General features: G+C 71.9%; 15 protein-coding genes. 7 read left to right on the top strand and 8 right to left on the bottom strand.

Annotated features, from left to right (window positions below; genetic code table 11):
* Positions 1-264 precede the first annotated feature (264 nt).
* Genes AMY39116_RS0341165 through AMY39116_RS0341175 form a run of 3 tightly spaced genes read right to left on the bottom strand, consistent with a single transcriptional unit; the run spans position 265 to position 1,789 of the window.
* Positions 265-894: an anti-sigma factor gene (locus AMY39116_RS0341165; protein ID WP_020423428.1), complete on the bottom strand. Its 630-nt coding sequence runs from the start codon at positions 892-894 to the stop codon at positions 265-267.
* The gene (locus tag AMY39116_RS0341170; protein WP_020423429.1) at positions 891-1,403 is read right to left on the bottom strand and encodes a sigma-70 family RNA polymerase sigma factor; all 513 of its coding nucleotides are present in this window, start codon (positions 1,401-1,403) and stop codon (positions 891-893) included. Before AMY39116_RS0341170 ends, AMY39116_RS0341165 begins: the two co-directional genes overlap by 4 nt.
* A complete protein-coding gene (locus tag AMY39116_RS0341175) occupies positions 1,400-1,789 on the bottom strand; it encodes a hypothetical protein (RefSeq protein WP_020423430.1) in 390 nt (129 codons plus the stop codon). Before AMY39116_RS0341175 ends, AMY39116_RS0341170 begins: the two co-directional genes overlap by 4 nt.
* A gap of 115 nt (positions 1,790-1,904) precedes the next feature.
* Between AMY39116_RS0341175 and AMY39116_RS0341180 the strand changes: the two genes are divergently transcribed.
* Positions 1,905-2,354: a Rieske (2Fe-2S) protein gene (locus tag AMY39116_RS0341180; RefSeq protein ID WP_027936687.1), complete on the top strand. Its 450-nt coding sequence runs from the start codon at positions 1,905-1,907 to the stop codon at positions 2,352-2,354.
* Positions 2,355-2,384: 30 nt separating this feature from the next.
* Here AMY39116_RS0341180 and AMY39116_RS0341185 read toward each other — a convergent pair whose 3' ends face one another.
* Positions 2,385-2,837, bottom strand: coding sequence for a PTS glucose transporter subunit IIA (locus tag AMY39116_RS0341185; RefSeq protein ID WP_020423432.1), 453 nt, complete (start codon positions 2,835-2,837; stop codon positions 2,385-2,387).
* On the bottom strand, positions 2,834-3,070 hold the full coding sequence (locus tag AMY39116_RS0341190; RefSeq protein WP_017983095.1) for a glucose PTS transporter subunit EIIB: 237 nt from the start codon (positions 3,068-3,070) through the stop codon (positions 2,834-2,836). The genes AMY39116_RS0341185 and AMY39116_RS0341190 overlap by 4 nt, the downstream gene beginning before the upstream one ends.
* A gap of 163 nt (positions 3,071-3,233) precedes the next feature.
* Between AMY39116_RS0341190 and AMY39116_RS0341195 the strand changes: the two genes are divergently transcribed.
* From AMY39116_RS0341195 to AMY39116_RS0341220, 6 genes are all read left to right on the top strand, one after another.
* A complete protein-coding gene (locus tag AMY39116_RS0341195) occupies positions 3,234-4,001 on the top strand; it encodes a GntR family transcriptional regulator (RefSeq protein WP_020423433.1) in 768 nt (255 codons plus the stop codon).
* A 41-nt stretch (positions 4,002-4,042) separates the two neighbouring features.
* Positions 4,043-5,233, top strand: coding sequence for a PTS transporter subunit EIIC (locus AMY39116_RS0341200; protein ID WP_020423434.1), 1,191 nt, complete (start codon positions 4,043-4,045; stop codon positions 5,231-5,233).
* 13 nt (positions 5,234-5,246) lie between these two features.
* Complete coding sequence (locus tag AMY39116_RS0341205) at positions 5,247-5,513, top strand: HPr family phosphocarrier protein (RefSeq protein ID WP_027936689.1); 267 nt, start codon at positions 5,247-5,249, stop codon at positions 5,511-5,513.
* A gap of 51 nt (positions 5,514-5,564) precedes the next feature.
* Positions 5,565-6,383 carry a serine hydrolase gene (locus AMY39116_RS0341210; protein WP_020423436.1) on the top strand — a complete coding sequence of 273 codons (819 nt, stop codon included), beginning with the start codon at positions 5,565-5,567 and terminating at the stop codon, positions 6,381-6,383.
* Between the two features lie 241 nt (positions 6,384-6,624).
* Positions 6,625-7,320, top strand: coding sequence for a DUF1986 domain-containing protein (locus AMY39116_RS0341215; protein ID WP_020423437.1), 696 nt, complete (start codon positions 6,625-6,627; stop codon positions 7,318-7,320).
* Between the two features lie 2 nt (positions 7,321-7,322).
* On the top strand, positions 7,323-8,144 hold the full coding sequence (locus tag AMY39116_RS0341220) for a trypsin-like serine protease (protein ID WP_020423438.1): 822 nt from the start codon (positions 7,323-7,325) through the stop codon (positions 8,142-8,144).
* A gap of 39 nt (positions 8,145-8,183) precedes the next feature.
* On the opposite strand, the gene AMY39116_RS0341225 is transcribed toward AMY39116_RS0341220, so the two are convergent.
* The 3 genes from AMY39116_RS0341225 to mltG all read right to left on the bottom strand — a co-directional run.
* Positions 8,184-9,125: a D-2-hydroxyacid dehydrogenase family protein gene (locus AMY39116_RS0341225; RefSeq protein ID WP_020423439.1), complete on the bottom strand. Its 942-nt coding sequence runs from the start codon at positions 9,123-9,125 to the stop codon at positions 8,184-8,186.
* 10 nt (positions 9,126-9,135) lie between these two features.
* Positions 9,136-9,951, bottom strand: a complete 816-nt coding sequence (locus AMY39116_RS0341230; protein ID WP_020423440.1) for a shikimate dehydrogenase — start codon at positions 9,949-9,951, stop codon at positions 9,136-9,138.
* 13 nt (positions 9,952-9,964) lie between these two features.
* Positions 9,965-11,310: endolytic transglycosylase MltG (gene mltG / locus AMY39116_RS0341235; protein WP_020423441.1), on the bottom strand; the 1,346-nt coding region annotated here is incomplete at its 5' end.

Below are 11,310 nucleotides of genomic sequence, written 5' to 3' on the forward strand. Positions count from 1 at the left end.
AGGGCGGGAAGCCGAGGGGTGTCAAGAAACTGTAGGCGCGGCGGGAAAACTGGAGGCGCGCTCTGGAGATTAAAGGCGCGGCACGAGATTCACGACCCATCGACAGCTGAGGTCTGGCGGGCAACTGGGGCAAGGCGCAAATTCAAGGCGCGACGAGATCTTCAGGCGCGGCGGAAAATTTTCGCAGGGCGAAAAACAAAGCGCGGCGAAACCTTCAAGCGCGGGCATGAAGATCCGCGAGCGCGGCACAACGCCCCACTCCCCTCACGGATGCCACCGCAAAAGCGGCACCCCTCCGGTCGTGCGGATCTCCAGCGCCTTGATCTCCTCCGGCGGCAAATCCGTGCCGACCGAGATGCGGGCGTCCCGGTCGGGGGTGGCGTTCCACGTCGCCAGCTGGGCCTCCGATCCGTCCGCCCGGATGGCCACCAGCAGGTACCCCGCGCCCTGGTAGGCGCCCCGGTAGCTGCACGACATGTCGACGCGGCTGCCGCCGGACACCTCGGCCACCGCGGCCGTCGCCTGGACCGGGTACGCGCCCAGCGGCGTCATGGCCGTCCCACCGCCGCCGTCGGGCTGGGGCACGAAGATCGCCGCCAGCACCGCCGCCGCCGCGGCCACCGCCACCCCGAACGTCGTCACCACCCGCCGCCGCCGGGCGCGGCGCACCCCGCGCAACAACGCAGGCAACAAGCGGTCCGGTGGCGGCTCCCCCTCGACCATGTCCGGCGTCACCTGCGACAACAGCCCGGGCAAGCCGGCCAGCTCCGCCACCGCCGCGGAACACCGCGCACAGCCGCGCAGGTGCTCCTCGTACGCCGCGCGGTCCTCCGGGGACAGGGCGCCCAGCACGTACGCCGCGTCGTAGGTCACGAACTCGTCGGGCTCGGTCACCGGGTCACCCCCTTCTCCTCCAGCGCGAGCTTCAACGCCCGCAGCGCGTAGTGCGTCCGGGACTTCACCGTCCCGGCGGAAATCCCGAGCCTCGCGGCCGCGTCGGCGACCGAGAAACCCTGGAAGTAACACAGCAGCAGCACCTCGCGGTGCGCCGTGGACAACTCCTTCAACGCCTCCGCCACCAGCCAGCCCTGCAACGCCCGGTCGGTGTCGTCCGGCGTGACCAGCTCGGGCGGCGAATCGGTGGTCACCTCGGAGCGGTGCGCGGCCGACCGCCAGTCGTCGATCGCGATCCGCCGCGCCACCGTGAACAGCCACGCCCGCGCCGAGCCCTGCGTCTGGTCCAGCACCCGCGGGTGCTTCCAGGCCCGCAGCAGCGTCTCCTGCACCACGTCCTCGGCCCGGGCCCGGTCACCGCCGGTCAGCCGCAGCGCGTAGGACCAGAGAGCGGCCGCGTGGTCGTCGTGCAGCGCCCGCATCAACTGGTCTTCCGCGCCGTCGCTCACGCGAGCACGCCCTGCTTCCGCCGGACCCGCTGCGCGAACAGCAACGCCACGCCGAACACCACGCACCCGGCTTCGGTGATCACGCCCCAGGTCTCCGCGGACGTGGCGAACTGTTCCCGCACCCCGAACAACCCGCCGGGCGTCAGCGAGATCAGGTACGCGGCCAGCGTGACCGCGCCGAACCCGATCGCGGCCAGCACCGGCAGCCAGTGGTGCCAGAACAGCACCGCCACCGCGATGACCACCCCGGCGACGACGTTGACCAGGAACAACGGCCCGATCGTCGCGATCTCGTCGAAGCCCTCGTTGGCCCACAGGTCCCAGTGCACCCAGGCCGACCCCAGCAGTCCGAGGACCACCAGGATCCGCAACAGCCACGCCACCATGACCCGACCTCCTCCACCGGCGATCCTTGCACCCGTTCACCACGGGGCGGAACGCGATCGGGTTCAATCCGCCGCCGGATTGAACCGAGCCGGGACCGCGACCGTGTCACGGGGCATGACTGCTCACTCACCCACCCGCCGTACCGTCCTGACGACCGGGGTCGCCGTGGCCGGCGCCGCCGCGGGCACCGTGGTCCTGGCCGCCTGCGGCGGCAGCGACAGCGGCACGTCCGGAAGCAGCCAGAACACCGGCTCGGCCCCCTCCGCCCCGTCCGGCACCACCGTCGCGGCCCTGAACGACGTCCCGGTCGGCCAGGCCAAGTCGGTCACGGTCGACGGCAAGCCCGCCATCCTGGCCCGGCCCACCGAGACCACCGCCGCCTGCTTCAGCGCCGTGTGCCCGCACCAGGGCGCGACGGTGGCCCCCGAGGGCGACGCCATCAAGTGCCCGCTGCACGGCTCGGAGTTCGACACCCTGACCGGCGCGCTGGAGAAGGGCCCGGCGGACACCGGCCTCTCCCCCATCCCGGTCAAGGTCGAGGGCCAGAACGTGGTGACCGCCTAGGGATCGCGGCCCGCTCCGCCCGAGCGGCGCCTAATCCCAGGTGAAGAGCTGCTCGCCGGCGTCGACGGAGCCGCCGGTGAGCACTCCCGACAGCGCCTCGGCGTCCGCGTCGAGCGCCACCACCGGCACCACCGGTGAGTACCCCGCCGCGGCGACCGCGTCCGGGTCCCAGCTGATCAGCGGCTGCCCGGCGCGCACCGATTCGCCCTTCACGACGTGCAGCGTGAAGCCCTCGCCCTTCTGCTTCACCGTGTCGATGCCCAGGTGCACCAGCACGCCCTGACCACCCGCGGTCGCGACGACGAACGCGTGCGGGTGCAGCGTCACCACCGTCCCGTCGACCGGGCTGAGCGCGTCCTGCCGCCCGCCCGCGGGCAGCACCGCGACCCCGGGCCCGACCATCGACTGCGCGAACACCGGGTCCGGCACCTCGGACATGGGCGTGACCCGGCCGGGCACCGGGCTCTGCACGGTCACGCTCACATCAGGTCCTGGATGTCGCTGGCGATCGTGTCCGCCTCCGGGCCGACGACGACCTGCACGACCGACCCCATCTTCATCACGCCGTGCGCGCCTGCCGCCTTCAGCGCGGCCTCGTCCACCAGCGAGCCGTCCTCGAGCTCGCACCGCAGCCGCGTGATGCAGCCTTCGATCTCGACGACGTTGTCCGCGCCGCCCAGTGCCGCGAGGATCTTTTCCGGCCTGTCGTCCGCCACGGCGGCCTCCTTCTCTGCTTGCCGAACACGAACCCGTAACGGTGGTTGACACCCGCCCGGCTAGCGGAGCATTCTGCCCCATCAAGAAATGGTCTAGACCGGAACGTACCAATTACGGGCCGCCGGTGCGACCCCGGAAACCAACCCGAAACCTGGAGGTGGCATGGCGCAGACTGCGACCACCGCCGACCGCGTGGTGGACGGGCCGACGCCGAAACACGCGCAGCTGCGCGAGATCCTGCGGCGCTCGATCGAGCGCGAGCTGCCGCCGGGGTCGCCGATCCCGTCGGAGCGCGAGCTGGCCGAGCGCTACCGGGTGTCCCGGCTGACGGTCCGCTCCGCGATCGGCAAGCTCGTCGAGGAAGGCCTGCTCACCCGCGCCCGCGGGAAGGGCACCTTCACCGCGACGCGGCGCATGGAGCTGCAGCTGTACCTGATGTCGTTCACCGACGACATGCGCCGCCGCGGCCTGACGCCGGCCACCGAGCTGCTGCACTGCGGGCTGGAGACCCCGCCCGCGGAGACGGCGGGCGCGCTCGGCCTGGGCACGCGCGAGCAGGCGTACCGTCTGGTGCGCCGCCGCCGCGCGGACGGCACCCCGCTGGCCGTCGAGCGCGGCTGGTACCACCCCGGCCGGGTGCCCGGGCTGCCGGATCTGGACCTGACCTCCTCGCTGTACGAGCAACTCGCGCAGCGCTACGACCTCCGCTTGGACCACGCCCGCCAGACGGTGTGGTCGGAAGCGGCGGACCGGGAGACGGCGCGCCTGCTCGGCATCCGCGCCGGCGACCCGCTCCTGGTCTTCCGCCGGGTCTCCAGCGCGTCCGGAGTCCCCGTGGAGGACATGACCTCGTGGTACCGGGGCGACCGGTACGAGGTGTCCATGCAACTCGATCGCACAGTCCCCGCCGAACACGGAGGTAACCCGTGAGCGCCACCGTCGCAGATGGAACCAAGGGCAAAGGGAGGGGGATGGCGGGGCTGCAGCGCTTCGGCCGCAGCCTCATGCTCCCGATCGCCACCCTGCCCGCCGCAGGCCTGCTGAGCCGCCTCGGGCAGGACGACCTGCTCGGCAAGGACGGCCTTGGCTGGGACAAGGTCGCCGCCGTGCTCGCCGCGGCGGGCGGTGGCCTGTTCGACTGGCTGCCGCTGCTGTTCGCGGTCGGCATCGCCGTCGGCTTCGCGCGCAAGGGCGACGGCTCGACCGGTGTCGCCGCCGTCGTCGGGTTCGTGGTGTTCAACAAGGTCGTGCAGGTGTTCGCGCCGGTCAGCGACCTGGAGGGCTTCAAGGAGGGCTGGTACCTGCAGCCCATCAAATGGCCCTACAGCGTGCTGGGCGGCATCGTGGTCGGCCTGGTCACCGCGGTGCTGTGGCAGCGCTTCCACCGCGTGAAACTGCCGCCGTACCTGGCGTTCTTCGGCGGCCGCCGGTTCGTGCCGATCATCAACTCGGTTGCGCTGCTGCTGATCGGTGTCGTGTTCGGCCTGATCTTCCCGGCCGTGGACAACGCGATGCAGTGGCTCGGTGACGCGGTGACCGGCAACGCCGTCGTGGGCGGCGGGATCTACGGCCTGCTCAACCGCCTGCTGCTGCCGATCGGCCTGCACCAGCTGATCAACGTGCCGGTGTGGTTCATCTTCGACGGCGGTGACATCACCAACTTCTTCGCGGGCGACCCGAACGCCGGCGCGTTCACCACCGGCTTCTTCCCGATCTTCATGTTCGCGCTGCCGGCCGCCGCGCTGGCGATCTGGCAGACGGCGCGGCCGGGTCAGCGCAAGGTCGTCGGCGGCATCATGATCGCCGGTGCGGTCACCTCGTTCCTGACCGGTGTGACCGAGCCGATCGAGTTCGCGTTCATGTTCGTGGCGTGGCCGCTGTACCTGATCCACGCGGTGCTGACCGGCCTGTCGCTGGCCATCTGCAACGCGCTGGACATCCACCTCGGGTTCTCGTTCTCGGCCGGGTTCATCGACTTCGCGCTCAACTCGTCGGCGCCGGCGGCGAACCGGGCGTGGCTGCTGATCCCGATCGGCCTGGTGTACGCGGTGATCTACTACTTCCTGTTCCGGTGGGTGATCACGAAGTGGAACCTGCGCACGCCGGGCCGGGAGGACGACGCCGAACAGCCGTCCGCCGACGCCGGCACGCCCAGCAAGTGAGGAGAGGTCGAACATGGCGGAACGACGTGTGACCGTCGCGAGCAAGGTGGGCCTGCACGCCCGGCCGGCCGCCCTGGTCGCGAAGACCGCGGCCGCGCAGGCGGTGCCGGTGACGATCGCCAAGGACGGCGGCGCGCCGGTGCCCGCCGGGAGCCTGCTCAGCCTGATGACGCTGGCGGCGGGCCACGGTGACGAGGTGGTCATCGCCGCCGAGGGCGACGGCGCGGAGGCCGCGGTCGACGCGGTCGCCGAGCTGGTCGCCAGCGACCTCGACGCCTGATCCGACGGCGGCTGTCCCCGGCGCGGGACAGCCGCCGTTTAGGCTTTGGGTATGCGGAGCCTGGAGCGGATCGATCAGTGGCCAGCCCCGCACGCGGCGGCGGCCGTGGTGCGGGCGGACGGAACGGTGGCCGGCAGCCACGGCGACACCGCGCGCACGTTCCGGCTGGCCTCGGTGACCAAGCTGCTCACCGCGTACGCGGCGCTGATCGCGGTCGAGGAGGGCGTGGTCGAGCTGGACACGCCTGCCGGGCCGGAGGGGTCGACGATCCGGCACCTGCTCGCGCACACCGCGGGCCTTGGCTTCGACTCCGACCGCGTGATGGCCCAGCCGGGCACGCGGCGCATGTACTCCAACGCCGGTTTCCAGGTCCTCGGCGACGCGCTGGCCGAGCACTCGGGCATCCCGTTCGCCGGGTACCTGTCCGAGGCGGTGCTGGCCCCGCTGGGCATGACGTCGACCCGGCTGGAGGGCTCCCCCGGCGCCGGCGGGGTGTCGTCGGTGGACGACCTGGTGCGGTTCGCGGCCGAGTTGCAGGCGCCGAAGCTGCTCGCCCCGGCGACCCTGCGCGCGGCCACGTCGGTCGCGTTCCCGGGGCTGAACGGGGTGCTGCCCGGGCTCGGACACCAGAAGCCCAACGACTGGGGGCTGGGCTTCGAAATCCGCGACTCGAAGAGTCCACACTGGACGGGAGCGGACAGCTCGCCGCGGACCTTCGGGCACTTCGGGCAGTCCGGCACGTTCCTGTGGGTCGACCCGGACGCGGGCGCCGCGTGCGTCGTGCTGACGGACCTGGACTTCGGCCCGTGGGCGATCGAGGCGTGGCCCCCGTTCACCGACGCGGTGCTGGCGGAATTGCGCGCCGCCTGACAGCGGGAAGGGCGAATCAGGCCGCCCGACGGGCAAACACGGCGTGTTCGCGCCCGAGAGCGTCGTGTCGGCCGTTCCGGGGCGGCGCCGAAAACCGGCCACTGGTCGTAGGCCATCCGGGGTGTTTTCCCGCCGGTGACACCGGATTGACGACTTTCGTCGGGTTCTCCGCGCGCTAACTTCTGCCTGTCGCGCACATCGTCGGGCGCGAATACCTCACCCCTGCGGAGGTTTATTCGTCATGCGCATTTTCCGGTGGATATCCGCAATCACCGCCGCGGCCGGGATAGCCGTCGGCGGCGCCGCTCCCGCGGTCGCCGCGGGACCGGCCGTCGAACCGTTCATCATCGGCGGCAGCACCGTTTCGAGCGCGCCGTGGGCGGCGGCCGTGTTCGTGAACGGTCAGTTCAACTGCTCGGGCACCATCATCGCGTCCCGGTGGGTGCTCACCGCCAAGCACTGCCTCGGCTCCGGCATGACCGTGCGCGTGGGCAGCGTGTACCGCTCCTCCGGCGGCGTCACCGCGACCGTCACCAGGCAGGTCGCCAACCCCAGCACCGACTTCGCCCTGCTCCAGCTCGGCACCTCGATCAGCACCACCTACGCCAGGCTGGCCAGTGCGGACCCGGCGGTCAGCAGCACCAACTCCATCTACGGCTGGGGCCGCACCAGCTACAACGGCTCGGCGGCCGAACAGCTGAAGACCGCGACCGTGCGCAACACCCGGATCGGCGGCAGCTGCACCGACGCCTACGGCGGTCGTGCGATCTGCTCCACCGGCGTGAGCGGCGTGGCCTGGAAGGGCGATTCCGGCGGCCCCCAAATGGCCAATGGAGTTCAGGTGGGTGTCGCGTCCATGGCGGACGGCAGTTCTTCCCAGATCTATGGCAGCGTCGCCGCGAACCGGTCCTGGATCAGTCAGACGGCGGGGGTCTGAAATTGCGGAAATCAATCGGGAAAACACTCCGGCGCGCCATTCTCGCGACCGCCGCGTTCGCCACCGCGCTCACCGCCGCGCTGACCCCGGCGCACGCCGCGCAGCCGTCCGGTGACACCGTCACCCCGTTCGTCGTCGGCGGCACCAACGCCACCCAGGGCCAGTTCCCGTGGATGGTGCGGCTGTCGATGGGCTGCGGCGGCGCGCTCGTCGCACCGCGCGTCGTCCTGACCGCGGCGCACTGCGTCAGCCGGACCGGCACCAACTCCAGCATCACCGCCACCCTCGGCAAGGTGGACCTGCAGGCGAGCGGGGGCCAGTCGATCAAGTCGACCTACGTCTACCGCAGCCCGCAGTACGCCAGCACCGGCGCGCAGGACTGGGCGCTGATCGAACTGGCGTCCGCGGCCTCGGCCCCGACGCTGAAGTTCGCCGCGCCGGGCGACACCTCCCTCAACAGCGGCACCTTCACGATCATGGGCTGGGGCGCCACCGTCGAGGGTGGCGGCCAGTCGCGCTACCTCAAGTACGCGACCGTGCCCTACGTCAGCGACTCCGCCTGCCAGCGGTCCTACGGCAGCGACCTCCAGCCGGCCTACGAACTGTGCGCCGGCTACCCGGAGGGCGGCACCGACACCTGCCAGGGCGACTCGGGCGGCCCGATGGTCAAGCAGAACGCGGCGGGCGAGTGGGTCGAGGTCGGCATCGTGAGCTGGGGCGAAGGCTGCGCCCGGCCGGACTACCCGGGCGTCTACGCCGAGGTGCAGTCCTTCTCCGCCAACATCAGCAACCGGATCAGCTCCAGCGGCACGATCGTCCGCTGAGCCGCCTGGGGCGCCTCCCGCCCGGGGAGGCGCCCCCGGTCACAGCGTCATGACCCGGACCGGGTTCCCGTCCCGCCACGCGGCGATGTCCTCGACCGCGTCGCGGTAGAAGATCTCGTACACCTCGCGCGTGACGTAGCCGAGGTGCGGGGTCAGCGTGGCGTTGCGCATCGCGCGCAGCGGGTGGTCGGCAGGCAGCGGCTCGATGTCGTAGACGTCCAGCGCGGCGCGGATGCGGCGCTCCCGCAACGCGTCCAGCAGCGCCTGCTCGTCGATGATCGGCCCGCGCGAGGTGTTCACCAGCAACGCGCCCGGCTTCATCGCGGCCAGCTCGGCCGCACCGACCAGACCGCGGGTGCGCTTGGACAGCACCAAGTGCACGGACAGGACGTCCGCGCGTGCGAACAGGTCCTCTTTGGACACCGCGGTGACGCCGTGCTCGGCGGCCCGCTCGGCGGTCAGGTTCTGGCTCCAGGCAATGGTTTCCATGCCGAACGCCTGACCGATGCGCGCCACCCGCTGGCCGAGGTTGCCGAGCCCGAGCAGGCCGAGCGTCTTGCCGTGCAGCCCGATGCCGACAGTCGACTGCCACGCGCCGTCCCGCATCGCGGCCAGCTCGGTCTCCAGGTGCCGCTGCGCGGCGAGGACGAGCGCCCAGGTGTGCTCGGCCGTGGGGTGCGGCAGGTAGCCGGTGCCGCAGACCGTGATGCCCAGCCGTTCGGTGGCCTTGAGGTCGATGGCCGCGTTCCGGCGCCCGGTGCTCACCAGGAGCTTGAGGTCGGGCAGCCGCTCCAGCACCTCGGCGGTGAACCGGGTGCGCTCCCGCATCGCGACGACTACCTCCGCGCCGGCCAGCCGCCGGACCAGCTCGTCGTGGTCGCCCACGTACGAGGTGATCACCTCGACCTCGGCTCCCAGCGAGTCCCAGTCCGCGAGGCTCCGCGCGACGTCCTGATAGTCGTCCAGCACCACGATCTTCATGGTGCTCACGCTAGTCCAGGGGCAGCGGCAGGATGCCGCCCGTCGCCTCCCGCAGCGCGTCACGCATCGCCTCGCGCGGCGCCGGCCTGCCGGTGAAGTGCTCGACCTGGCCGAACGCCTGGTGCAGCAGCATGTCCAGCCCGGTGGCGACCCGTCCGGCGGCCGCCTCGGCCAGCGGCGTCGGCCACGGGTGGTAGATCACGTCCAGCACGCACGGCGCCGCGGCCAGCTCGGCCGCGTGCTCCGCGACCGCCGCCGGCGGCACCGTGCTCACCAGCACCGCGCAGTCGGCGGCGAGCTTGCCGAAGTCCGCCGAGGCCCACACGCGCACGTCCGCCTCGACGCCGGCCCGGCCGGCCGCCTCGACGGTCTCCCGCGCCCTGGCCGGGTCGCGGACCACCAGCACCGCGCGCCGGATGCCCAGCTCCGCGAACGCCACGACGGTCGCGGCCGCCGTGCCGCCCGCCCCGAGGACCAGGCCGGTTTCCCCGCCGGTGAACCCGCCGGCGCACCGCAGCGCCCCGGCGACGCCGTCGACGTCCGTGCAGTCGGCCAGCCAGCCGTCCGCGGTCGGCACCAGCGTGTTGGCCGCGCCCGCCGCCACCGCCCGCGGCGTGGCCTCGTTCGCGAAGTCCAGCGCGGCCCGCTTGCCCGGCATGGTCACCGACAGGCCGGCCCACTCCGGGCCGAGCCCGCGCACCAACCCGGGCAGTCCCGCGGCGTCCATCTCGACGCGCTCGTAGGTCCAGCCGTCCAGGCCGAGCGCGGCGTACGCGGCGGTGTGCAGCACCGGCGACAGCGAGTGCGCCACCGGTTTGCCCAGCACCGCCGCCTTGCGCTCAGTACGCACCGCGCTGCCTCGCCAGTGTCTTGTTCTGCTCGTGCTCCGGGAGGTCCGACGCGAAGCAGGACAGCCCGTTCTTCTCGCACTTCACGAAGTACACGTACGTGCCCTGCGTCGGCTCCTCGGCCGCCTGGATCGCCTCCGGGCTCGGCGAGGAGATCGGCGTCGGCGGCAGCCCCGGGATCTTGTACGTGTTGTACGGGCCCGGCCGGTTCCGGTCGTCGTCGGTGGTGGTCACGACCGGCTTGTCCAGCAGGTAGTTCACCGTCGAGTCCAGCTGCAGGCGCATGTTCTGCGCGAGCCGGTTGTAGATGACCTGCCCGATGTTCTCGAAGTCCTGCTTGACGCCCTCGCGCTCGATGAGCGAGGCGACGATCAGCGTCTCGTACGGCGTGCGGCCCTGGAACTTCGACGTCGCGGTCAGCCCGGCGGTCTGGATCCGGGTGGCCGACGTCTTCAGCACGTAGCCGAGCAGCTCCTCGGCGGACCAGCCGGGCTTGACGTCGTAGACGCCGGGCGCGACCAGGCCCTCGATGCGGCGGGCGTCGGTCGACCCGGAGACCACCGGCACCGCCCAGTCCGGCGCGCCGAGCGCCGCCAGGTCGGCCTTGGCCGCGGTGTCGCGCAGCTGCTCCACCGGGATGCAGGTGCTCTGCCCGTTCAGCTGGGCGCACGAGGCCTTCGACAGCAGCGTGAACACGCCGGGCGTGACCGTGCCGTCGGGCTGCGTGATGTCGTCCAGCTGGGTGCCGGCGCGCACCTGCAGGACGCCGACGCGCGAGCCGTCCTGGGTCAGCTTCGCCACCGCCGCGGCGCCGGACATCTTCGTCTTCACGACGTAGTAGCCGGGCTGCAGGCTCAGCACCTTCGAGTTGTCCTCGCTGGCCTTCACGAACGCCTTCGCGCTGGCCACCACCCCGGCCCCGGCCAGTTCCTGGCCGATCGCGCCGGTCGAGTCGCCCGCGCTGATCTCGATCAGCACGTCGGACTCGCCGCTGCCCTCGAAGTCGTCGTAGCCGAACACGGCGTCGATGCCGTACCAGGCGCCGCCGCCGATCAGGGCGAGCACGACGAGCGCGACCAGCCAGCGCAGCGGCTTGCGCTTGCGCCGCGTCTCGGCCGGTTCGTCGTCGTCGGCCGGCTCGATGTACTCGGGCTCGGCGCGCTCCTCGTCGGCGTTCTCCGGGTAGTCGTCGTAGTCGTCGTACTCGTAGTCGTCCTCGAGGTGGATGATCTCGGTGGGCGACTCGTCCGGCGGCGGCTGGCGCGGCCTGCGGGGACGCGGCGGCGGAGGCCGCTCGTCGAACAGGTCCAGGCCGTGGTCGGGCGGCGCCGGGCGGC

It is taken from the genome of Amycolatopsis sp. ATCC 39116, assembly GCF_000231075.2.
Taxonomy (GTDB): domain Bacteria; phylum Actinomycetota; class Actinomycetes; order Mycobacteriales; family Pseudonocardiaceae; genus Amycolatopsis_E; species Amycolatopsis_E tucumanensis.

Bases quoted from the DNA above. Each gene is read 5' to 3' on its own strand.
- AMY39116_RS0341205 (WP_027936689.1), top strand. From the start codon at position 5,247: ATGGCGGAACGACGTGTGACCGTCGCGAGCAAGGTGGGCCTGCACGCC.
- AMY39116_RS0341195 (WP_020423433.1), top strand. From the start codon at position 3,234: ATGGCGCAGACTGCGACCACCGCCGACCGCGTGGTGGACGGGCCGACG.
- AMY39116_RS0341180 (WP_027936687.1), top strand. From the start codon at position 1,905: ATGACTGCTCACTCACCCACCCGCCGTACCGTCCTGACGACCGGGGTC.
- AMY39116_RS0341200 (WP_020423434.1), top strand. From the start codon at position 4,043: ATGGCGGGGCTGCAGCGCTTCGGCCGCAGCCTCATGCTCCCGATCGCC.
- AMY39116_RS0341175 (WP_020423430.1), bottom strand. From the start codon at position 1,789: ATGGTGGCGTGGCTGTTGCGGATCCTGGTGGTCCTCGGACTGCTGGGG.
- AMY39116_RS0341215 (WP_020423437.1), top strand. From the start codon at position 6,625: ATGCGCATTTTCCGGTGGATATCCGCAATCACCGCCGCGGCCGGGATA.
- AMY39116_RS0341210 (WP_020423436.1), top strand. From the start codon at position 5,565: ATGCGGAGCCTGGAGCGGATCGATCAGTGGCCAGCCCCGCACGCGGCG.
- AMY39116_RS0341225 (WP_020423439.1), bottom strand. From the start codon at position 9,125: ATGAAGATCGTGGTGCTGGACGACTATCAGGACGTCGCGCGGAGCCTC.